The following is a 22959-nucleotide window of genomic DNA, read 5'->3' as shown; positions in this document are numbered from 1 at the left end:
TTAAGTCACGCCTCATCCATCGTTAATATCGAACACCACCGGCAAGATGACCGAAAAGGCCTTGCCGTGCAACGCGTCGGGCACAGGCGTGCGTTGCGCGCCGGCTTCAATCATGATTTGCGCCGCCCGATCAAGCACGTCATGGCCACTCGATTTATTCAACACCACCGTTGCCCTGCCTTCGCTATCCACTGCAAGAAAAATCTCTGCCGTGCCAGCCCAACCTGCGGCGAGCGCCTGTGCAGGGTAGCGCTTAAAACGTCGCGACTGCGTCGCTAACCCCAGCCGATAACGTCGCAAGCCGTCGGCGGATAAACCCGCAGCGGGCGGCCGGGCCGTCTGATCCTCCCGCTGATCATCAACTGCCGCCACCGGCAAGCTGGGCGTTATGACTGCTGTAGCCGGTTCAGCTAAACCGGCCGATTGCCTCGCCGGCAACGCATCATCCGTCACGGACAAGGCCCGGTCTGGCGACTGAGAAGCCGGCACTTTAAAGGGTGGCTTTTCTGGGCGTGCTGGCGACACGGTAGACAACACAACCGGTGGCAGCCGCGGGCGGGTGAGCGAGTGCGCAGGCAACCGGGGCTGCCCCGTTGCGGTAGCTGGGGTGGCTGGAGCCATAACCGCAGGTGCCAAGCGCAAACGGACAATCAGGCTCGGTGCCGAGCCCTGCGAAACCGGCCGTGATGTGCCCAACGACAGCAACAGTCCGTGCAGCAGAAGAGAGCAAAGCAAGGCAAACCGCAGCTGTCGCGGGGTTAAACCACGTTGTTCTCTGCTATCAAAAATCATCGCACTCTGTTAAATTCGTCGTATTACAGGATTCTACGAGATGAACTCCCATCCGCTGATTCTCACTTTGGATCAATATGGCGTACCGCATCGCTGGGTTACTTGGCAGCATGCGTGCGTTTATGTGGCGCGCGATCTCGTTGCGTGGGATGCCGGGGAGACAGAATTCACCTTCTATGGTGGACAGAATCGCATCACGGGAGAACGCTCCGCATTATGCACCCGCAGCATCATTGCCATTCGTGGCAAAGCCCTGTCAGGCCGCGCCCTGCACCCGATCCCCCCCTTATCGAATCGCGAATTATTTCATCGGGATCGTAATATCTGCGCCTATTGCATCAAAGAATTTCCTGCTCAACGGCTGACGCGCGACCATGTGCAACCCGTCTCGCAAGGAGGGCGCGACGCCTGGATGAATGTCGTCACCGCCTGTCGCACCTGCAACCAGGCCAAAGGCGGGCGCACTCCCGAACAAGCACACATGCAACTTGCCTATGCGCCGTACATCCCCAACAAAGCGGAATACCTGATTCTTTGCAATCGGCACATTCTCGCTGACCAAATGGATTTTCTCGCCCGCCACGTGCCCTCACAAAGCCGTCTACGGGCTCCTCACGACTAACGCACCCGTGCATTTCGGGTGCCTGTCACCCCCAAATCTCATGCTCACCACCCTTACCCCCACGGCCAAGCCGCTTACTTCCTATCGCAAATACTGGGCCCATCGCTTCGGCACCGCACCTTTCCTACCCATGTCGCGCGTTGAAATGGACATGCTCGGCTGGGACGAATGCGACATCATTTTGGTCACGGGAGATGCCTACATCGACCATCCCAGCTTTGGCATGGCGCTGGTGGGGCGGCTGCTCGAAGCGCAGGGCTTTCGCGTCGGCATCATCAGTCAGCCCGACTGGCATTCGGCCGACGACTTCAAGCGCCTAGGCAAACCCAAACTGTTTTTCGGCATCACCGCCGGCAACATGGATTCGATGGTGAACCGCTACACCTCGGACAAAAAAATCCGCTCGGACGACGCCTACACGCCACATGCCGCGGCCGACCGCCGCCCGGATCGTGCGGTCATTGTATATTCGCAACGCGCGCGCGAAGCCTTTCCCGATGCGCCGCTGATCATTGGCAGCATCGAGGCCAGCCTGCGCCGCATCGCGCATTACGATTACTGGTCGGACAAAGTGCGGCGCTCTATCCTGCCGGATGCAAAAGCTGACTTGCTGTTGTTTGGCAACGCCGAACGCGCGCTGATTGAACTCGCGCATCGGCTGGCGAGCGGCGAAAAAATCAGCACCATCCGCGACCTGCGCGGCACCGCCTTCATGGTGCCGCATGGCTGGAAACCCTCACCCGAGTGGGAAGAAGTTGAATCCTTGAGCATTGACACGCCCGGCGCGATTACGCCACATCCTGATCCCTACGCGATGACGCCAGAGACCAGTCCCAGCACCAAGGCGCAAAAAGCGTCCGAAGGCGACCCGAAGGTAGTGCAGAGCAAGCACCGCGCTGGCGCTGGCGACACGGCGATAAGTCACCCTGTACGACTGGTAAGTCGCAGCGAACGCCTTGCCCAACGCCTGCAGGCGCGCGCGCAGACAGCGGTGCGCCTGCCCAGCTACGAACAGGTCAAAGACGACCCGGTGCTGTACGCCCATGCCTCACGCACCTTTCATCTTGAATCCAACCCCGGCAACGCGCGTGCGCTGGTGCAGGCTCACGGCGACCGCGCGAGTCTGCGTGACCTGTGGCTCAATCCGCCACCGTTGCCGTTAAGCACCGCAGAAATGGATCACGTTTTCGGCCTGCCCTACGCACGCGCGCCACATCCAGCGTATGGCGAAGCACGCATTCCGGCATGGGAGATGATCCGTTTTTCGGTGAACATCATGCGCGGCTGCTTTGGCGGCTGCACCTTCTGTTCGATCACCGAACATGAAGGCCGCATCATCCAGAGTCGCTCGGAAGAATCCATCCTGCATGAAGTGGAACAAATCCGCGACAAGACGCCCGGCTTTACCGGCGTCGTCTCCGATCTCGGCGGGCCGACTGCCAACATGTATCGCATGGCCTGCAAAACACCCGAGATTGAATCGTCCTGCCGCCGCCTTTCCTGCGTCTATCCGGGCATCTGCGAGAACCTCTCGACCTCCCACGCGCCACTGATTTCACTCTACAAGAAAGCACGCGCGCTGCCTGGCATCAAGAAAATCCTCATCAGCTCCGGCCTGCGTTACGACCTCGCCGTGCGCTCGCCCGAATACGTCAAAGAACTCGTCACGCATCACGTGGGCGGCTACCTCAAGATCGCGCCCGAGCACATCGAAGAAGGCCCACTCTCAAAAATGATGAAGCCGGGCATCGGCAGCTATGACCGCTTCAAGCAGATGTTTGAAAAATTTTCCAAGGAAGCGGGCAAGGAGCAATACCTGATTCCCTATTTCATCGCCGCCCACCCCGGCACGACGGATGAAGACATGATGAATCTGGCGCTCTGGCTGAAGAAAAACGACTTTCGGCTAGACCAGGTGCAAACTTTTTTGCCTACGCCATTGGCCATCGCCACCGCCATGTGGCACACCGAAAAAAATCCGCTGAGGAAAGTCACCGACACCTCCGAAGAGGTGACTATTGTGCGCTCAGGGCGACAACGCAAACTGCATAAAGCGTTTTTGCGCTATCACGACCCGGCCAACTGGCCGGTGCTGCGCGAGGCCTTGCGCGCCATGGGCCGCACGGATTTGATCGGCCCCGGCAAACGCCATCTGGTACCGCTCACCCAACCTGGCGGCGCACTCGCACCGGGCGAACAACCACACTGGAAAAAGTTCCCAGAGGGACGCAACGCGCTGGCGCCACGCCGCACAGCACACGGAACGCCGGGGAAAACACTCTCCGGCAAGACACGCCGCCCCGTCAGCGTGCCGCGTCATCCGCTGTCCCTGCGCAAAGGCAGCTAACGCGCACGTTCGACGGTAATGCTGGCTGGCGCCACTTGTGAAGCATCAGCTTGGGCGTATTGCTAAGCCCTGAGCAGCAAGACTACAAGATATGGTGCCTGAGGTTGAAAAGGGCCCATCAGGTGAATTCATCGGTTCGCGCGAGTTTATCGCACAGGCCCATATGAGCGCAGTTTTAGAGACCAACTTCGCCCTCCTCGAAGTAGTCGGAGTCAATTCGCTTGACGATATATGACGCAGAAACCGAAACCCCGACATCGAAGTCCATCATTAGACTTGCAAGAAGCTGCCCATCGATAAGGACGACCTTCGTATCGATACGGGAGGCGTAATCAATCGCCTCTGCTGTATATGACGAAGTAGTGATGAAGACACCTTTCTTCGCACGCTGACCTTGCAGCGCGCCAACGAATTTTTGAATCTCTGGGCGCCCGACAGATCCTTGCCATCTTTTGGCCTGAATGTAGATGGTGTCCAAACCAAGGCGGTCTTCCTTGATAATTCCATCAATGCCACCGTCGCCACTTTGCCCTATACGCTCACCCGCATCGCGGCGAGAACCGCCATAGCCCACCTTGACGAGAAGTTCGACGACAAGTCGCTCAAAGAAAGTGGGGGAACACGCCAGGATACGGCTAAGAATGTCCTGTGCGAGATTGAGTCGAAGACTTTGGTGCGCAAGCTCAAGCGCTTCCTCTGGGGTCTGCTCTGTTGCTGATACAGCAGATTCTGTTGTCGCTGCTTCTCTGTTGTTCCGCGAATCATCGTGGAACTCAATGAACTCCGGAAAGCACTCCAGAAACTTGACGTCAATTCTTGTGGGATTGTCTCCAAGAATCTGCTTGCCTCGAGTAGTAATTCGTAATGCACCTCTGCGTGGGGATTCCAATAGCCCCGCCTTCTTGAGGTAGAAGTTAGCCCACCCAACACGATTATTGAAAATGGCCTGTTGGCCACTTGCCAAAAGTTGGCTGCGTTCGACCGGAGTGAGTTGAAACTCGGTGGCGAGAGCTTCCACAGCTTCCCTCGTTGTATGATCGTTACCGTCTACAGCAAAGCGAAGCAGCGGCAACATCAGCGTTTGGTAGTCAGGAATTGACATCAGCACTCCGAAGGTTGTTGGTTTCTAACGTAATATTAGACTGTATGAAACTTATCGCGATATACAGCCTGATGCAAAAAATGGTTGACTGAGATGGACTCAAGCATCCACGTTGCTGTCACTATCCTGCTGTCCGTAGCTTGCAAACTTGGCGATCACTTCATCCATCTGCGCGGCCGTCAGCAGCTTGGGCGTGCCCAGTTGCAGTACGCGCCAATACTGTTCACACAAGGTTTCCAGTTCCACCGCCAGCGCCAGTGCGTGATGCAGATCACGCCCATACACCACCATGCCGTGATGCGCCATGAGGCAGGCCGAGCGGCCTTCTAGCGCATGCAGCATGGCGTCCGACAACGCTTGCGTGCCGAAGGTGGCGTATTCAGCACAGCGCACATCAACGCCGCCGAAGCGCGCCACCATGTAGTGAAACGGCGGGATGTCCTGCTGCTGGCAGGCCAGTGCGGTGGCAAAGGGCGAGTGCGCGTGAATGACCGCACCGGCGGCCGGAAATGCGGCGTAAATGTCGCGATGAAAGCGCCATTCGGAGGAGGGTTTGCGACGGTTGAATGGTGTGCCTGAGATATCCACCGTATCACCAACGCCGAGTTTTACCATGTCACCTGGCGTGCAGTCCGCGTGCTCGATGCCGGTCGGCGTGATGATGCAGCCATCATCACAACGCGCCGAAACATTGCCCGCACTGCCGCGATTAAGGCCACAGACAATCAACTCGCCTGCGGTGGCCAGCACCTGGGCGGCGAGTTCGTTCAGCTTTTCCATTGAGCTAATTCCTCCACGCTGACCACGCCGTTTTCGGAAAGGATGCCGGTGATCAAATGCGCTGGCGTTATGTCGAAGGCGGGATTAACCACCGGCACATCGCCCGCGCCCAATTCTGCGGCGGCGCGTTCTTCAATGCAAATGGCGTAGCCTGTGGGGCAAGAAAAATCTATCGTGGATAACGGCGCAGCAACATAAAACGGCACGCCATGCGCCTGCGCGGCCAGCGCCTTGAGATAAGTGCCGATCTTGTTAGCCGTGTCGCCATTGGCGGCGATGCGGTCGGCACCGACAATGAGCAGATCAACTTTACCCTGCATGATCAGCAAACCGGCGGCATTATCGGCGATCAGCGTGTGCGGCACGCCCGCTTCTGCCAGCTCCCAGGCGGTGAGCAGTCCCTGATTACGCGGGCGGGTTTCGGAAACCCAGACATGCACGGGAATGCCCGCGGCGTGCGCGGCATAAACCGGCGCGAGCGCCGTGCCGTGCGCAACCGTCGCCAAGCGGCCAGCATTGCAGTGAGTCATGATTTGCAGGACAGCATCTTTTGGCTTATGCATCGTCAGTATGCGCAAACCATGCTCACCGATCGCTACATTCGTAGCAACATCCTCAGCAGCAATCGCCCGCGCCTCGTGCCAAGCCACTTCGCGCCGCGTCCCCAGCGCCAGTGCGTTGCATCCCTGCGGGAACTTTTGCAGCACGCGCTGCATGCGGGCCAGCGCCCAGTGCAGATTAACTGCCGTCGGGCGAGTTGCGGCGAGCATATCAACCACCTGCGCCAGTTGGCTGTCTGATGCATCATGCTTAAGCCCCAGCGCCACGCCATAGGCGGCGGTGACGCCGATCAGCGGCGCGCCGCGCACCTGCATGCTGCGAATGGCATGCGCCACATCATCGACGGTGTTTAATCGCACCTGCACGGCAACCTGCGGCAGGCGTGTCTGATCCAGAATGAGGATGCTGTTACCCGCGTTACTCGCGCGATCCTCAACTATCGTCGGATGCAACAGGGTATGCACCGACGGTGCGTTGCTTAGCTCAGCTTGCCGTGGCAATGCTTGTATTTCTTGCCGCTACCGCAAGGACAGGCATCGTTACGGCCCACTTTGGGCACGGCATGCACAGGTTGAGGTTTATTAACGACTGCCGCCAATGCTTCGTCAAGATCGGAATGATGGTATTCCACATGTTCAAAATGTGGCGGCTCTTCAACCGCTTCGAGTTGCGCTTCGTCGCGAACTTCAGCAGTCATTAACAGTTTGATGACATCCGCACGCACGGCTTGCAGCAAACCTTCAAACAGATCGAACGCCTCGCGTTTGTATTCCTGCTTCGGATTTTTCTGCGCATAGCCGCGCAAATGGATGCCCTGACGTAAATGGTCGAGGGCTGCAAGATGCTCCCGCCAGTGGGTGTCAAGACTTTGCAGCATGACGTTGCGCTCGAACCCCGCCCAAGCTGCGGCATCCACATTAACCGTCTTGGCGGCATACGCGGCGTCGGCCGCATCGAGCAAACGCACAAGAATTTCTTGGTCGGTGATCTGTGGCTCGGCCTTTAGCCATTCGCCAACGGGCAGTTTAAGTTGCAGTTCGCCAGCCAGCGCATTCTCAAGGCCTGCAATATCCCATTGCTCTTCCACACTGTCTTCTGGCACGTAAATACGAAACGTATCATGAATGGAGCCCTGGCGCATACCGGTAATTGTCTCGCTGATGTCGCTGCTATCGAGCAATTCATTACGCTGCTGATAGATGACTTTACGCTGATCATTGGCGACATCGTCATACTCAAGTAACTGCTTGCGAATATCGAAATTACGCTGTTCTACTTTACGCTGCGCGGATTCCAGGGAACGCGAAACCAGCGGATGCTCAATAGCTTCACCCTCGGGCATTTTAAGCCGCACCATGATGGTGTTGAGCCGGTCCCCAGCAAAAATCTTCAGTAGCGCATCGTCCAGCGCCAGATAAAAGCGCGATGAACCCGCATCGCCCTGCCGCCCGGAACGCCCGCGCAACTGGTTGTCAATACGCCGTGATTCGTGCCGCTCGGAGCCAATGATATGCAAACCACCGGAAGCTAACACCTGATCATGCGTCGTTTGCCATTCAGCTTTCATGGTGGCGATGCGCTGATCTTTTTCTTCAGCCGATAAGGCCGTATCTTCCCTGATCGCGTCCAGCATTTTCTCGATATTGCCGCCCAGCACAATATCGGTACCCCGGCCCGCCATATTGGTCGCAATGGTAATCACGCCGGGGCGACCCGCCTGGGCAATGATCTCCGCTTCGCGCGCATGTTGCTTGGCATTGAGCACCTGATGCGGTAGCTTTTCCTTATCTAGCAGGCGGGAGAGTAATTCGGAATTTTCAATCGACGTGGTACCAACCAGCACCGGTTGACCCCGCTCTTTACAGCTGCGAATGTCGGCAATGATGGCTGTGTATTTTTCTTGCGCCGTTCGATAAATCTGATCATGCTCGTCGCGCCTGACCATCGGCCGGTTGGTTGGAATGACGACGGTTTCGAGTCCATATATCTGCTGAAACTCATAGGCTTCGGTATCGGCAGTACCTGTCATGCCGGCCAGCTTGCTGTACATACGGAAATAATTCTGGAACGTGATCGAGGCGAGTGTTTGGTTTTCGGCCTGGATAGCGACACCCTCTTTTGCCTCAACCGCCTGGTGCAGGCCTTCAGACCAACGCCGCCCTGTCATCAGGCGGCCGGTAAATTCATCAACGATGATGACTTCGCCATCCTGCACTACGTAGTGCTGGTCGCGGTGGTACAGATTGTGCGCACGCAGCGCGGCATACAGGTGGTGCATGAGCAGAATATTGGCGGGCTCATACAGGCTGCTGCCTTCTGGCAGAAGACCTAGCTGTGAAAGAATATTCTCGGCTTTTTCATGACCTTCGTCTGTCAACAATACCTGGTGCGACTTAAGGTCAACGGTATAGTCGCCGCTATCTTTCTCGGTATCACTCTTGGCGGCTTCGCCAAGAGTTAAAAGCGGGGGCACTGCGTTCATACGCACATATAACTCGGTGTGATCTTCGGCTTGGCCGGAAATGATCAATGGCGTTCGCGCTTCATCAATGAGTATCGAATCAACCTCATCGACAATCGCGAAATTCAATCCCCGTTGTACCCGCTCAGCCGTGGAATACACCATGTTGTCACGCAGATAGTCAAAACCGAATTCGTTGTTGGTGCCGTAGGTGATATCCGCTGCGTAGGCAGCTTGTTTCGCCTCATGTGGCATTTGCGAAAGATTGATGCCGATCGTAAGGCCCAGAAAACGATACAAGCGACCCATCCATTCCGCATCACGGCTGGCCAAATAATCATTCACCGTCACCAGATGAACGCCTTTGCCAGACAAGGCGTTGAGATAAACAGCCAATGTCGCCGTAAGCGTTTTGCCTTCCCCCGTACGCATTTCGGCAATCTTGCCGTAATGCAACACCATGCCGCCCACCAATTGCATATCAAAGTGGCGCATTCCCAAGACACGGCGCCCGGCCTCCCGCACAACAGCAAACGCTTCAGGCAGCAGCGCATCCAGCGACTCGCCTTCAGCATGACGGCGGCGAAATTCATCCGTTTTCGCTTGCAATGCGGCATCATCAAGTGCCTGCAAGCCACTTTCGAGCGCATTGATTTGTGTAACGGTTTGGCGATACTGCTTGATCAGCCGGTCGTTGCGGCTGCCAAAAATCTTTCTGAGAAATCCGGAGATCATGTGGGTTACGCAGCCCGCTTTGTTAAGCCAAAGGCCGACGAATGCAAAGAAGCGATTTTAGCATGGGGTAGCGCTCCTTCTATCCGCCAGCGACGCCGTTAATTCGCCGTTAATTATTGCCCAGCCAAGACACCATTTAGCGTACCATTTGACACACGGATGCCTTCCATTCTGCATAAATCGGCAAACTGACGGGCCAGCACCAAGGAGCCTCCTATCAGGGCCATGCCTCTGGTGATTGCTAACCGGCCTGAGACGAGAATAAGATGCATACCTTTTCCTCTTCTGGAATTATTTAAAACGATGGCAAAGAGTCTCCAGGAACATCTGGTCTCAACGGAGGGTTTGGCACGGTTGGCTGCCCATGCGCATCGCCTCCTGGTGTTTCAACACACTCTGGAAACCGTCCTTCCCGAGGCGCTACGCCCCCATGCCAGGGTAGCTAATTTCCGGCTAGGGAAAATTTTTATTCATACAAGCAACAGTGCAGTCGCGGCAAAAGTTAGGCAATTAGGCCCGCGGATTGCCACCGCATTAACCTCTTCGACGGCGCAGGTTACCGAAATTGGCGTCAGCGTGCAAGCCAACCCAGCAACTCAGCCCAAAGCAAATGATCAGAGACCGGTATTACCTGGCAATCAACAAAAGCAGAGGCTCACTTTGCTTGCGCAAAACCTGCCGCCAGAGTCTGCTCTCAAGCGTGCGATTGAACGATTGATAAAAGTGGTTACAGAATAATCAGTCGTTCAGCTGCCATCAATACCAAGAGGGTTAGCGCCACGAGCAAGGCACCCTTGGTAACTCGGCCGGCAAGCAGGAGATAACGTCGATCGCGAGTGAACAACCAGGCAAGGACACTACTGCCTATGGTTATCGCGGTAAGTATGCCGATCACTCTGAGGAGCAACATGGCTTAGGCGCTTAGGCCAGTTGCGGATAAAGTCCGGCCACTTTGGCTGGCGCATCTTCCACCCGCAGAAAACTCACCATCTCCCAGGCGGATACATCACTCAGCAGGGCGCGTAAGAGTGCATTATTCAGCGCGTGGCCAGATTTGTGGGCAGAAAACGCCGCGAGTAGCGGATGCCCTATCAGATAAAGATCGCCGACAGCATCCAGTATTTTGTGTTTGACGAATTCATCCGCATAACGCAAGCCGTCATTATTCAACACACGATACTCATCCATCACGATGGCATTTTCAAGGCTGCCCCCCAAGGCTAAACCTTGTTCACGTAACACTTCAACATCTTGCATGAACCCGAATGTCCGCGCGCGTGCGACTTCGCGAACATAGGATTGATCGGCAAAATCGATATGTGCGCTAGAACCCGACTGAGCGACGGCAGGATGGGCAAAAACTATGGAGAACTCGAGACTGAAACCATCAAAGGGGGAAAGGCGCGCCCATTTGTCACCCTCTTTGACTTCAACCATTTTTTTGACACGAATGAATTTCTTCGCAGCCGACTGCTCTTCGATACCGGCAGACTGCAATAAAAAAACAAAAGGTGCGGCCGAGCCATCCATAATAGGCAACTCTGCCGCATCGACATCAATATAAATGTTGTCAATGCCTAACCCAGCCAGGGCGGACATGAGGTGCTCTACGGTTGCAACTTTCGCTCCTTGTTTTTCAAGGCAAGAGGCCATGCGTGTGTCACCAACCCCAAAAGGATCAGCTTTCAGATCCACAGGCGGATTCAAATCCACCCGGCGAAAAACAACACCCGTATCAACCGGGGCCGGACGCAAAACTAGCGAAACCTTTGCGCCAGAGTGGAGCCCCACTCCGGTGGTCTTGACAACAGATTTCAGCGTACGTTGGCGCAGCATAGCGGGCTAGAAAGCGGCTTGGAAATCAAGTCCAGGGGAAACTTCTTTTTTTTGTAAAAACAGCTTAATAATTGCATGAATTGAATTTTAACACGCAGGACAGGTGTCACCGGGGAAGACTCCCCGGTGACTATTACGTCTGGGGCTATTTAATCAGACTGACGACGCAAAAAAGCGGGGATGTCATATTTATCAACACCCGAGGCAGCCATTGCGTCAGCTTGGCTGTTACGTGGCATATTGCTACGCAAACTTGACGCCACACTCGACAAATCAACCTGCCCCATCGTGGCATCAAAAACGTGGAAGTTATCGGTGCCGGTGCGCAGACCGATCGGCTCAACGATTTTCATTTCCGGTTTGCGCACCTTGCCTGCAATCGCGCCTAAACCGGTTGCCACCACCGTAACCCGCAATTGATCTTCCATTGATTCATCAAACACGGCACCACAAATCACAGTGGCCTCGGCGGCGGTGTATTGACGAATGGTATTCATCACATCTTTGTACTCTCTCAAGCCCAGCGTGTTACTTGCTGTGATATTCACTAACACACCTCGCGCGCCAGACAACTCGACGCCTTCCAGCAACGGGCTAGCCACAGCTTCTTCTGCTGCGATACGTGCGCGATCAACCCCAGAAGCAGTTGCTGAACCCATCATTGCCTTGCCCATCTCGCCCATGACCGTGCGCACATCTTCAAAATCGACGTTAACCAAGCCTGGCACATTAATGATCTCTGCAATACCACCGACCGCATTACGCAGCACATTATCTGCTGCTTTAAAAGCGTCCAGCATACTGACATCGTCACCCAGAACTTCTTCGAGTTTTTCGTTGAGAATCACAATTAACGAATCAACATACTGAGCAAGCTCAGTCACACCGTCTTCGGCCAGGCGCTTACGGCGGCCTTCGTATTCAAACGGTTTAGTCACCACGGCAACAGTCAGTATGCCTAATTCACGCGCCACCTCAGCGATCACAGGTCCAGCACCGGTACCGGTCCCCCCGCCCATACCGGCGGTAATGAATACCATATGCGCGCCTTCCAGAACTTCAGCAATACGCTGTCGATCGGCCTGCGCAAGCTCTCTGGCTTTTTCAGGCTTACCGCCTGCGCCCAAGCCAGGGCCGAGCTGCAGCTTGACATGCGCACTGCTTTTATCCAGCGCTTGCGCATCGGTATTGCAGCAAATGAACTCCACACCGCCCACGCCTTCACGGATCATGTGCTCAACCGCATTACCACCCGCACCGCCGACACCTACCACCTTGATTACTGTGTTACCAGCTGCGGCTTCCTGTGACGCAACTTCTTCTAATTCAAACATTTTTGTCTCCTTTAAAAATAACTACACAATCAAACCTAAATGACCAACCTAAAAATTCTTACCAAACCATGCCCGCATACGACCCAAAACCTGCGTAAATGTCTTGGGGTGCTGCACCTTCATCCCTCGCTGACGTTGCGCCACACCCTCCAAAAGCAAACCCATGGCAGTCGAATAACGCGGGTTGCGCACAAAATCACGCAAATTCCCTTCGTAAAGCGGTGTAACTAATTTCACGGTGTTATGAAATATTTCTTCACCCAATTCAGTCATGCCAGGCATTTGTGCAGCGCCCCCTGTGAGCACAATGCCGGCTCGCAAAAGACGCTCATAACCGCTGCGATGCAGCTCTTCTTGCACTTGCTGAAAAATCTCTTCGATACGCGGCTGAATAAACCCCGCCAAGGTTTGCCGTGAAAGCTGGGATCCCGGCCGATCACCCACGCCCGGGACTTCGATCATTTCTTCAGCACTTGCTAATTGTTGAAGTGCGACACCAAATCGCATTTTGATGTCTTCCGCGTCCTGCGTTGATGTGCGCAAAGCAATCGCAATATCATTAGTTACCTGGTCACCCGCAATCGGAATCACTGCTGTGTGCCGAATGGCCCCCTGTACAAAGACGGCAATATCCGTAGTGCCGCCGCCAATATCAACCAGGCAAACACCAACATCCTTTTCGTCATCCGTCAGCACGGCATAACCTGAGGCCAGGGGCTGTAGCACGAGATCAACAACTTCCAACCCGCAGCGGTGTACACATTTAACGATGTTCTGCACTGCCGTCACTGCGCCCGTCACGAGATGAACTCTCACATCAAGCCGTCGCGCATCCATGCCGATGGGCTCCTTGACACCGTCTTGGCCGTCAACGATGAACTCTTGCACCAGCGTGTGCAAAATCTGGTCGTCGGCAGAAATAGGCGTGGCATTGGCCGCTTCAATGGCGCGCTCCACATCGAATGGCGTGACTTCTTTTTCGCGCACCACCGCCATGCCTGAAGAATCCTTGCTCTTGATGTGGCTGCCGGCAATTCCGGTATACACCTCGCGCACCTTGCAACCGACCATCATCTCAACTTCAGCAATGGCTTTGGAGATCGAATTCACCGTGGCTTCAATGTTGATCACCATGCCGCGCTTAATGCCGGTGGATTCCTGCATTCCCATCCCCAGCACAGAGAGTCTGCCTTCACCGTCAACCTCGCCTACGATTGCAACGATCTTTGAGGTGCCGATATCGAGGCCAACAATCAGGTCACGCTTGATTTCTTTGCTCATTGGTTTCTTTACTCATTAACTTTTTCTCGCCTTAAGGGCAAATCCACTGGGATACCGCATATCCACCACGCTTAGTGCGTGCAGGCGATCCTTCACGCTTGCATAGTGGGTTGTAAATCGCGTCAGGCGTTCAGCCAGCGGCGTTTTGGGTTGGTCGCGCCCCAACTCAAGCACCACACCATCATCCAGTTTGAGCTGCCAGGCTTCGCGCTGCGAGAGCCGCAGCGCTACCAGATCGCGGTGGATGGTAGCCAGTTGTGTTGCAAACTCACCATAGCGTGTGAGCATTTGCGCTGACGAACCCTCCGGTCCAGAAAAAACCGGCAGGGCCATCCCCGGGGGCGCCGTAGCGACAAAGACTTCGCCAAGCTCATTGACTAGCCGGGCCTCACCATCAAGCGAGGACCACTGTGCCACGGGATGCTGCCCCTCAAAAGTCAGCACCAGACTATCCGGCCATTGGCGGCGCAAACTGGCAAGCCGCACCCAGGGCAACTGTTCAAAAGATCGCTGCGCTGCGGCCAAGTTAACGGTTAGAAAATTTCCGGTAATCACGGTGCGCGCCACTTGCTCAATCTGCGCACCGGACACTTGCGGAACCGCCGCAGTAACAATGACATTTTTAATCGGAAGGATGGGCAGCCGCTGCAAAACCAGCAAACCAGCCCAGGCCAGGAGGACACCGCCAAAAATAAAAACCAAGTCGGCCACTGAATTGATCAATCGGGGAGAATCCCAAAACAGGTTGCCGCTGGCTTTTGCCTGTGCATGCGTATTGCCGATCTTACGGCTGTTGCGGCTATTACCGCGAACCCCGGCCTTAATCACAGCGTGCCTCCACCAGTAACTTCACGACCAGATCGCCGAACGAAATTCCCGCAGCCTTTGCCGCCATCGGCACCAGCGAGTGATCGGTCATGCCCGGCGAGGTGTTGGCCTCCAGACACCAGGCGCGGCCTTCAGCATCCAGCAGCACATCAATGCGCCCCCAACTGCGACCACCCAGTGCTGCAAAAGCGCGTAACGCCATGGCACGAATTTCTGCCTCCCGTGCCTCGCCTAAACCGCTGGGGATGTGGTATGTCGTGTCATCACGCGAATACTTGGCTGCAAAATCATAAAACTCAGTTTGCGGAACAATGCGAATCACCGGCAATGCCTGGTCCCCGATAATCCCAACAGTAAATTCACCGCCGGCCAAGAACCGCTCTGCAATGACGCACGAATCATATTGTGCGGCCAGCTTAAACGCGGCACGCAGGCCGCCAGACTCTTTTACCTTGCTAATGCCGATGCTGGAACCTTCATTGGCGGGCTTCACAAACAGGGGTAAACCCAGCCGCGCTTCAATTTCGGCAAAGTTACTGGTCGGCGTCACAATCCCGTATTCCGGCACGGGCAGGCCAGCAGCGGCCCAGACCAATTTGCACCGCCACTTATCCATCGCCAGGGCAGAAGCCAGCACGCCACTGCCGGTATAAGGAATATTCAGCAGATTCAGGGCGCCTTGCATACTGCCGTCTTCCCCACCCCGCCCATGCAGCGCAATGAACACGCGGCTGAAATTTTCGCCATGCAACGCTTCGAGGGGTTTGTCCTGCGGGTCAAACGGGGCGGCATCAATTCCCGCAGCACGCAGTGCCGACAGCACCGCCGCGCCGCTTTTTAACGACACTTCGCGCTCTGCCGACTTGCCACCCATCATCACGGCTACTTTGCCAAAATTCACAGATTTTCCCCAACCGAATTTTTTCCAACCGCATTTTTTCCAACAATTCGCACCTCCGGCACAAGCTGCACAGCAAACTTTTTGTTCACTTCGAACCGAATTTTGTCGATGAGCATTTCTATCTCATTTGCCGTCGCCTTGCCGTCGGGATTAACGATGAAATTCGCATGCTTTTCAGAAACCTGCGCCCCACCCGACCAAACACCTTTGAGCCCAGCCGCCTCAATCAAGCGTGCCGCGTGATCTCCCGGCGGATTTCTGAAGACGGACCCCGCATTGGGTAAACCCAGTGGCTGCGTGGCAATGCGTCGCGCCAGCAGTTCGCGAATACGCCCTCGCGCCGCAATAGTTTGACCACGTGGAAAGCGAAACCACGCGGCGGCAAAAATTTCATCCTCGCCAAACCGAGGGCGCACATGGCGGTAGCCAATCTCAAAATGATCCACGGTACGCATCACACATTCGGCTTGCCGGTTCATCATCATCACGCGCGTCACGTAACGCCAGATCTCCCCGCCGTGGCACCCGGCATTCATGGCCAGTGCGCCCCCGACCGTGCCCGGAATGCCGGCGAAAAATTCTGCTTCGGCAAACGCGTGATTCGCTGCAAAGCGCGCAAGCTTGGGTGTTGCCACGCCTGCCTCGGCGTAAACCGTGCCGTCGTCTTCAAGCGCTAGACGAGACAATCCGGCCAAGGTGCCATGAGTGAAAATAACCGTGCCGGCAAACCCCCCGTCACGCACCAGCAGATTACTGCCAAGACCCACCATCAATACCGCCTCATCGCGCGGCAAGGTGTGCATGAAGGTTGCCAAATCTTTCCTGTCCACCGGGAAAAATGCGCGCCGCGCCGCGCCGCCCGCGCGCCAGGAAACGTGTCGCGCCATGGGCTCGTTCTCGCACAGGCGGCCACGAGGCATTTCAGCCATGTGCATTGTCAACCTCTGCCACCAACTGCATCGGCACCGTGCCAATGGATCCGGCACCCATGGTAATCACCACATCACCGTCTTGCGCTGTATCGCTGATCATTTCCGGCATGGCGGTAATCTCTTCAACAAAGACAGGCTCTACCTTGCCCGCAAGGCGCACTGCGCGGACGAGTGTGCGACCATCGGCCGCCACAATCGGCGATTCGCCTGCGGCATAAACCTCAGCAAGCAATAACACATCGACGCTGGACAACACTTTGACAAAATCCTCAAAGCAATCGCGCGTGCGGGTGTAGCGGTGCGGTTGAAAAGCCAGCACCAAACGCCGCCCCGGAAAAGCCGCGCGGGCAGCGCTGAGTGTGGCTGCCATCTCCACGGGATGATGGGCGTAATCGTCAATCAAGGTGAATTTTCCGCCGCGCGCTGCCGCCACCTCGCCATAGCGCTGAAAGCGTCGGCCGACGCCCTTGAACTGGGCTAATGCGCGAATAATCACCGTGTCACCAACGCCGACTTCTGTCGCCACCGCAATGGCCGCCAGGGCATTCAATACATTGTGACGGCCGGGCAAATTCAACACGATGGGCAAGCGCGACACGCTGCCATTACGGCGTACGCAATCAAAGCGCATCACGCCCCCATCGGCTTTGATATTTTCGGCACGAAAATTAGCCTCGGCATCGATGCCATACGTCACCATTTGCTTGGCCACACGCGGCAGTATTTCGCACACGTTGGCATCATCCAGGCACACCACCGCCACGCCATAAAACGGCAGCCGGTGCAAAAAATCCACGAACGCCTGCTTGAGCCGTGAAAAATCATGCCCGTAAGTTTCCATGTGATCGGCATCAATATTTGTCACCACCGAAATCACCGGCGAGAGAAATAAAAACGAAGCATCTGATTCATCCGCTTCCGCCACCAGAAACTCGCCCGTGCCCAACTGCGCATTGGCGCCAGCAGAGATTAACCGGCCACCAATCACGAATGTCGGATCCAAACCACCCTCGGCCAGACAACTCGCTACCAGACTGGTCGTGGTTGTTTTGCCGTGGGTACCCGCGATAGCAATGCCCTGCTTGATACGCATCAGTTCAGCCAGCATTTGTGCACGCGGCACCACCGGCACATGGCGCGAGCGCGCCATGACCACTTCGGGATTGGTCTCCGCAATCGCGGTAGAAACAACCACTGCATCGGCATGCGCCGCATTTTCTGCAGCATGCCCGATCGCAATGCGTATACCCAACGTGGCCAGCCGACGCGTGGTTGCACTCGCAGCCATATCCGAACCACTGACTTCAAAGCCCTGATTCACCAGCACCTCAGCGATACCGGACATACCCGCACCGCCAATACCGACGAAGTGAATACGTTTGACCTTATGCCGCATGGTGCGCCTCGTCGGTATTGGCGGATGCGGCTTGGGGTTCAACCAAGAGCCGCACGGCCGCCCACTGCGGGAAAGAACGCGACTGCGCGCGTTCGTTGCCGACGAAGTGAATACGTTGGACTTTACGCCTCATGTTTCGCTCCTTTTCATTTCGCGAGATCTGCACACTGCTGTGCCACATCGGCGGTAGCCTTGGGACGTGCCAGGGCATGCGCCTTCTCGGCCATTTGTGCCCATTGACTGCGCGGCACATCGCAAATCATCAATAGGCGCTCGGCCGTCAGCTCTTTTTGTGGCAACAAAATAGCGGCACCGGCCCGGGCAAGAAATTGGGCATTGCCTGTTTGGTGGTCATCCACCGCATGCGGGTACGGCACCAGCACACTCGCCACCCCCGCAGCAGCAAGCTCTGCCACCGTGAGCGCACCCGCACGGCAGATCACCAGATCAGCCCAGGCATAGGCCCCAGCCATATCCTCAATGAATGCAACACAATTTGCTTTTACGCCAGCCTCGGCATACAACGCTTGTAACTGGGGCAGATGTTGTTCACCCGCCTGATGCACCACCTGTGGCCGTTCGTTTTCTGTCATCAACGCCCAAGCTTCTGGCACCGCTTCGTTCAACACCTGTGCGCCCAAGCTGCCGCCTACGACCAGCACGTGTAAAGGGCCCGTGCGCTCGGCGTAGCGAAAAGTCGGCGCTGGCAATACGGTGATCTCGGGGCGCACGGGGTTCCCTGTCCAGAGGCCGCGCACCAAGACATCAGGAAAACCACAGAGGGTGCGGGTGGCTATCTTGGCGAGCACCCGATTAGCCAACCCAGCGACGGAATTCTGTTCATGCAACACCAGTGGAATCCCGCGCAACGCCGCCACCAGCCCGCCGGGGAAAGTGACATACCCACCCATGCCCAGTACCACGTCGGGCCGGATGCGTGAAAACGCACGCCAGGCGCCCACACAGCCACGGAGTAAATTCAAGGGCAAGGCGAGCTTGCGCATCAGCCCCTTGCCACGCAATGCCGAAAAATTCATCCAGGCCATTTGATAGCCGCGCCCAGCCACCAGCTTGGCTTCCATTCCCGCAGGATTACCCAGCCACGCAATCTTCCAGCCTTGTGCCCGCAAATGCTCCGCCACTGCCAACCCCGGCATAATGTGCCCGCCTGTACCACCCGCCATGACCAAGAGCTTTTTCATACGGGTTGACCTTTCATCAACTGGCGATTTTGGCTGTGGCCGCTCGCCAAGGCTCGCTTAACGTGCGCTGCGCTCATATGAGCCTTCGCCGAAATCGCCAGGGCCATCGTACTCATACAGGTTGACCTCTCATCAGCTGGCGATTTTCCCAATCGACGCGAAACAGTATGGCCAGCGTGATGCAATTAGCCACAATGCCGGAGCCGCCAAAGCTCATCAGCGGTAGGGTCAAACCCTTGGTTGGCAAGAGCCCCATGTTCACGCCCATGTTGATAAACCCCTGCACGCCCAGCCAGATGCCTATCCCTTGCGCCACGAGGCCGCCATATACGCGATCAAGCGCCAGCGCCTGGCGGCCAACGGCGAATGCGCGCTCAACCAGCAAGGCGAACAACCCAATCACCACCCAGACACCGAACAAACCCAACTCTTCGGCAATCACGGCCAATAAAAAATCGGTATGCGCCTCGGGCAAATAAAACAGTTTTTCCACGCTGGCGCCCAGCCCCACACCAAACCACTCGCCACGGCCAAAGGCAATTAGCGCATGGGAAAGCTGATACCCCTTGCCATAAGCGTCTTGCCAAGGGTCCATAAACCCGAAAATTCGTTCGCGCCGATAGGGCGATGACCAGATCAAGATGACAAATGCCACCGCCATTACTACCAGCAACGCACTAAAGAGCCGCGCATTGATGCCGCCCAGAAACAAAATGCCGACAGCAATACTGACGATAACTACAAACGCGCCGAAATCCGGTTCACGCAGCAAAAGCGCACCGACCAGCACCATCACACTCGCCATGGGCACAAAACCGCGTCGAAAACTGGCTATATCGCTCAACTTGCGGGTGGTGTAATCCGCCGCATACAGCACCGCAAAAAGCTTCATGAATTCGGAGGGCTGTAAATTGATAGGGCCAAAACCAATCCAGCGCTGAGCACCATTGACCGAGCGCCCAATATGCGGAATCAACACCACAATCAGCAAAACAAACCCCGCCAAAAATAGCCAGGAAGACACCTGCTGCCACAATCGCAAAGGCACCTGAAACGTGGCCGCCGCAGCGCCGAACCCAAACACAAGAAATATGGCATGACGAATCAAAAAGTAGGCCGACTGGTTACCTGTAAATCGGCTGCCTTCAGCCATGGCGATCGACGCGGAATACACCATCACCAAACCCAGCAACAGCAAGCCAATCGCTGGCCACAACAGCAGTGGGTCCATCTCTGGAGAAGCAGACCGCGCTACCGGGTTCCAGTGACTCATGACGTTGCTTTCGCTAAATTTTTCACCGCGGCGATAAAGACTTCTGCCCGCTGCTGATAGTCGCGAAACATGTCAAAACTGGCACAGGCCGGTGAGAGCAATACCGCATCGTTATTTTGTGCCAGGACGCTTGCCTGCTGTACCGCGTCGCTCATATTGGTTGCGAAAACCAACGGCACGCCGCTATTTTCAAGGACGCTGCCGATGAGCGGTCCATCGCGACCGATCAAGACTACCGCGCGCGCCCATCGCGCAACGGCGGATGCCAGCGGTGAAAAATCCTGCCCCTTGCCATCGCCTCCGGCAATCAACACGATCTTACGATCGTGTTGATTGCCGATACCTTCCAATGCCGCCACAGTCGCTCCGACGTTGGTGCCTTTTGAATCGTCATACCAGGTCACACCGTCTCTCTCGACAACCTTTTCAACCCGATGCGGCAAGCCTTGAAAACTGCACACGGCGGGCAATAATTGCTGGACGTCATAACCCAGACTCGCGCACAGCGCCAGCGCCGCCATGACATTTGCCGCATTATGCAAACCCTGCACAGGCAGCTCAGACACTGGCAGCAAGAATTGCTCGCCCTGTGCCAGCCACAACTCACCCGCCTGTTGCCGCAGCCCAAAATCTGTTGCTGCCTGCGGCGCATCCAGGCCGAAACTGAGCGCGTGACGACCAGCCAAGAGCATCGCGTTCACATAGGCATCCTGCCGGTTAACGACCTGCACCCCAGCGCCCTGAAAGATGCGCGCTTTAACCGCTGCATAGGCAGCCAGATCATCGTAACGATCAAGATGATCATCTGAAATATTAAGGACCGTAGCGGCAGCCGGCTGTAACGATGTCGTGGTTTCGAGCTGAAAGCTGGATAACTCCAGCACCCAAATCTGGGGTAAATCATCCTGCGCAACATAGGTACTCAGCGCCATCAGTGCCGCAGGAGAAATATTGCCCGCCACGCCCACGCGTTGCCCCATGCTGCGCAACAAATGCCCCGTGAGTGCGGTGGTGGTGGTCTTGCCATTGGTACCGGTAATCGCCAGCACGGGAGCAGGCGAATTTAATTCACGCAAGGCGCGCGCAAAGAGTTCAATTTCACCCACCACGGGCAGACCGCGTGCCGCCGCTTCGCGCACGATGGGCAGATCACCGGGCAAACCGGGCGACAACACAACCCGGTCAACACCATCCAGCAAATGCAGTTCAAACGCACCGGCCAAAAAGTCGGCGCTGGTGACACGGCGATGCAACTCAGCAAGATACGGTGGGTTTACCCGCGTATCCGCCACACGTACCCGCGCACCCGACTCTGCGCACCAGCACGCAGAAGCCAGGCCTGATTCACCCAGGCCGAGCACGAGAATATGTTTGCCTTGCAAATCGCTCATCGGATTTTCAGGGTGGATAGCCCCACCAGTACCAGCAAAATAGTGATGATCCAGAAGCGCACAACCACTTGCGTCTCTTTCCAACCCGTTTGTTCAAAGTGATGATGCAGCGGTGCCATACGCAAAATTCGCCGCCCTTCGCCATACTTCTTTTTGGTGTATTTGAAATAGCTCACCTGGAGCATCACCGACAGCGTCTCAGCCACAAAAACACCACCCATGATGAAGAGCACGATTTCCTGCCGTGCGATCACGGCAACGGCCCCGAGCGCGGAACCCAGCGCCAGCGCACCCACATCGCCCATGAAAACTTCTGCCGGATACGCGTTGAACCACAAGAACCCGAGCCCGGCACCCGCCAAGGCGGCGCAAAAAACAGTGAGCTCACCGGCACCAGGAATATGCGGCAACAGCAAATATTTCGAGAACACCGCATTCCCTGCGACATACGTAAACAAGCCCAGCGCCGCACCCACGAGAACTGTCGGCATGATGGCCAGACCATCGAGTCCATCGGTCAGATTAACGGCGTTACTGGTACCCACAATCACCAGATAAGTGAGCGTAATGAACCCCAACATGCCCAGCGGATAACTCACACTTTTGAAAAAGGGCACGATGAGAGCAGTCTGCGTCGGCAGCTCGAGTGTGAAGCCACTGCTCACCCAATGCATGAAAAGTTTTACCACCTGTTCATTATTGGGTGCTGAAATTGAAAACGAAATGTACACCGCAGCAACCAGGCCAACCGCGGTTTGCCAGAAAAACTTGGCTCGGGCAGATAACCCTTTGGGATTGCGATACACCACTTTGCGCCAGTCATCCACCCAGCCCACCGCACCAAAACCGAAGGTAACCAGCAGAACAACCCAGATAAACCGATTGGATAAATCTGCCCACAGTAGCGTGGCAATGCCCAGCGAGAGAAGAATCAAAGCGCCCCCCATCGTGGGCGTGCCTGCCTTGATCAGATGTGTCTGCGGCCCATCGCTGCGCACCGACTGACCAATTTTCTTGGCTGTCAGCCAACGAATCAACGCCGGGCCAGAAACAAATGAAATCGAGAGCGCCGTCATCGTTGCCAACACCGCACGCAAGGTGATGTAGTTGAACACATTGAAACCCCGATAGTCGCGGGCCAACCAGTGGGCAAGCTCAAGCAGCATGGATGTCTCCTGGGTGGGT

Annotated in this window: 21 protein-coding genes; 3 read left to right on the top strand and 18 right to left on the bottom strand. The window is 56.1% G+C overall.

The annotated features are described in order from the left end of the window. Nucleotides 1-12: 12 nt before the first annotated feature. Entirely contained in the window at nucleotides 13-792 is a 780-nt protein-coding gene (locus PG1C_RS02735; RefSeq protein ID WP_202635905.1) for a TonB family protein, read from the bottom strand. A gap of 40 nt (nucleotides 793-832) precedes the next feature. Between PG1C_RS02735 and PG1C_RS02730 the strand changes: the two genes are divergently transcribed. Both PG1C_RS02730 and PG1C_RS02725 read left to right on the top strand, forming a co-directional pair. Next, nucleotides 833-1414, top strand: a complete 582-nt coding sequence (locus PG1C_RS02730; RefSeq protein ID WP_202635904.1) for an HNH endonuclease — start codon at nucleotides 833-835, stop codon at nucleotides 1412-1414. A 40-nt stretch (nucleotides 1415-1454) separates the two neighbouring features. Beyond that, nucleotides 1455-3761, top strand: a complete 2307-nt coding sequence (locus PG1C_RS02725) for a YgiQ family radical SAM protein (RefSeq protein WP_202635903.1) — start codon at nucleotides 1455-1457, stop codon at nucleotides 3759-3761. A 175-nt stretch (nucleotides 3762-3936) separates the two neighbouring features. On the opposite strand, the gene PG1C_RS02720 is transcribed toward PG1C_RS02725, so the two are convergent. The 4 genes from PG1C_RS02720 to secA form a co-directional block, all read right to left on the bottom strand. Next, nucleotides 3937-4863, bottom strand: coding sequence for a restriction endonuclease (locus tag PG1C_RS02720; RefSeq protein ID WP_202635902.1), 927 nt, complete (start codon nucleotides 4861-4863; stop codon nucleotides 3937-3939). Between the two features lie 99 nt (nucleotides 4864-4962). Beyond that, nucleotides 4963-5643: a class II aldolase/adducin family protein gene (locus tag PG1C_RS02715; RefSeq protein WP_202635901.1), complete on the bottom strand. Its 681-nt coding sequence runs from the start codon at nucleotides 5641-5643 to the stop codon at nucleotides 4963-4965. After that, nucleotides 5631-6659, bottom strand: coding sequence for an S-methyl-5-thioribose-1-phosphate isomerase (gene mtnA / locus PG1C_RS02710; RefSeq protein WP_414629213.1), 1029 nt, complete (start codon nucleotides 6657-6659; stop codon nucleotides 5631-5633). Before mtnA ends, PG1C_RS02715 begins: the two co-directional genes overlap by 13 nt. A gap of 23 nt (nucleotides 6660-6682) precedes the next feature. Then, nucleotides 6683-9400: a preprotein translocase subunit SecA gene (gene secA / locus PG1C_RS02705; protein ID WP_237218262.1), complete on the bottom strand. Its 2718-nt coding sequence runs from the start codon at nucleotides 9398-9400 to the stop codon at nucleotides 6683-6685. A 225-nt stretch (nucleotides 9401-9625) separates the two neighbouring features. On the opposite strand from secA, the gene PG1C_RS02700 reads away from it, so the two are divergent. Beyond that, nucleotides 9626-10138 carry a DciA family protein gene (locus PG1C_RS02700; RefSeq protein ID WP_202635900.1) on the top strand — a complete coding sequence of 171 codons (513 nt, stop codon included), beginning with the start codon at nucleotides 9626-9628 and terminating at the stop codon, nucleotides 10136-10138. On the opposite strand, the gene PG1C_RS02695 is transcribed toward PG1C_RS02700, so the two are convergent. From PG1C_RS02695 to mraY, 13 genes are all read right to left on the bottom strand, one after another. Next, entirely contained in the window at nucleotides 10128-10310 is a 183-nt protein-coding gene (locus PG1C_RS02695) for a hypothetical protein (RefSeq protein ID WP_202635899.1), read from the bottom strand. The two genes, PG1C_RS02700 and PG1C_RS02695, sit on opposite strands and share 11 nt — an antisense overlap. Before the next feature lie 11 nt (nucleotides 10311-10321). Further along, nucleotides 10322-11236, bottom strand: coding sequence for a UDP-3-O-acyl-N-acetylglucosamine deacetylase (gene lpxC / locus PG1C_RS02690; RefSeq protein ID WP_202635898.1), 915 nt, complete (start codon nucleotides 11234-11236; stop codon nucleotides 10322-10324). 149 nt (nucleotides 11237-11385) lie between these two features. Next, nucleotides 11386-12570: a cell division protein FtsZ gene (ftsZ, locus tag PG1C_RS02685; RefSeq protein WP_202635897.1), complete on the bottom strand. Its 1185-nt coding sequence runs from the start codon at nucleotides 12568-12570 to the stop codon at nucleotides 11386-11388. Between the two features lie 48 nt (nucleotides 12571-12618). Beyond that, complete coding sequence (gene ftsA, locus PG1C_RS02680; protein WP_202635896.1) at nucleotides 12619-13851, bottom strand: cell division protein FtsA; 1233 nt, start codon at nucleotides 13849-13851, stop codon at nucleotides 12619-12621. Between the two features lie 15 nt (nucleotides 13852-13866). Further along, nucleotides 13867-14679, bottom strand: a complete 813-nt coding sequence (locus PG1C_RS02675) for a cell division protein FtsQ/DivIB (RefSeq protein ID WP_202635895.1) — start codon at nucleotides 14677-14679, stop codon at nucleotides 13867-13869. Then, nucleotides 14672-15556, bottom strand: coding sequence for a D-alanine--D-alanine ligase (locus PG1C_RS02670; RefSeq protein ID WP_202636889.1), 885 nt, complete (start codon nucleotides 15554-15556; stop codon nucleotides 14672-14674). Before PG1C_RS02670 ends, PG1C_RS02675 begins: the two co-directional genes overlap by 8 nt. 20 nt (nucleotides 15557-15576) lie before the next feature. Continuing rightward, entirely contained in the window at nucleotides 15577-16509 is a 933-nt protein-coding gene (murB, locus tag PG1C_RS02665; RefSeq protein WP_202635894.1) for a UDP-N-acetylmuramate dehydrogenase, read from the bottom strand. Then, a complete protein-coding gene (gene murC, locus PG1C_RS02660) occupies nucleotides 16502-17908 on the bottom strand; it encodes a UDP-N-acetylmuramate--L-alanine ligase (protein WP_202635893.1) in 1407 nt (468 codons plus the stop codon). The genes murB and murC overlap by 8 nt, the downstream gene beginning before the upstream one ends. Beyond that, nucleotides 17898-18041, bottom strand: coding sequence for a hypothetical protein (locus tag PG1C_RS02655; protein WP_202635892.1), 144 nt, complete (start codon nucleotides 18039-18041; stop codon nucleotides 17898-17900). The genes murC and PG1C_RS02655 overlap by 11 nt, the downstream gene beginning before the upstream one ends. A 13-nt stretch (nucleotides 18042-18054) precedes the next feature. Further along, the gene (gene murG / locus PG1C_RS02650; RefSeq protein WP_202635891.1) at nucleotides 18055-19110 is read right to left on the bottom strand and encodes an undecaprenyldiphospho-muramoylpentapeptide beta-N-acetylglucosaminyltransferase; all 1056 of its coding nucleotides are present in this window, start codon (nucleotides 19108-19110) and stop codon (nucleotides 18055-18057) included. 112 nt (nucleotides 19111-19222) lie between these two features. Beyond that, complete coding sequence (gene ftsW / locus PG1C_RS02645) at nucleotides 19223-20383, bottom strand: putative lipid II flippase FtsW (protein WP_202635890.1); 1161 nt, start codon at nucleotides 20381-20383, stop codon at nucleotides 19223-19225. Next, nucleotides 20380-21774: a UDP-N-acetylmuramoyl-L-alanine--D-glutamate ligase gene (gene murD / locus PG1C_RS02640; protein WP_202635889.1), complete on the bottom strand. Its 1395-nt coding sequence runs from the start codon at nucleotides 21772-21774 to the stop codon at nucleotides 20380-20382. The genes ftsW and murD overlap by 4 nt, the downstream gene beginning before the upstream one ends. Then, the gene (mraY, locus tag PG1C_RS02635; RefSeq protein ID WP_202635888.1) at nucleotides 21771-22940 is read right to left on the bottom strand and encodes a phospho-N-acetylmuramoyl-pentapeptide-transferase; all 1170 of its coding nucleotides are present in this window, start codon (nucleotides 22938-22940) and stop codon (nucleotides 21771-21773) included. The genes murD and mraY overlap by 4 nt, the downstream gene beginning before the upstream one ends. Nucleotides 22941-22959: the final 19 nt, after the last annotated feature.

Source organism: Rugosibacter aromaticivorans (assembly GCF_000934545.1).
In the GTDB taxonomy this organism is placed as follows: domain Bacteria; phylum Pseudomonadota; class Gammaproteobacteria; order Burkholderiales; family Rhodocyclaceae; genus Rugosibacter; species Rugosibacter aromaticivorans.
This window is presented reverse-complemented; position numbering and strand designations above follow the sequence as displayed.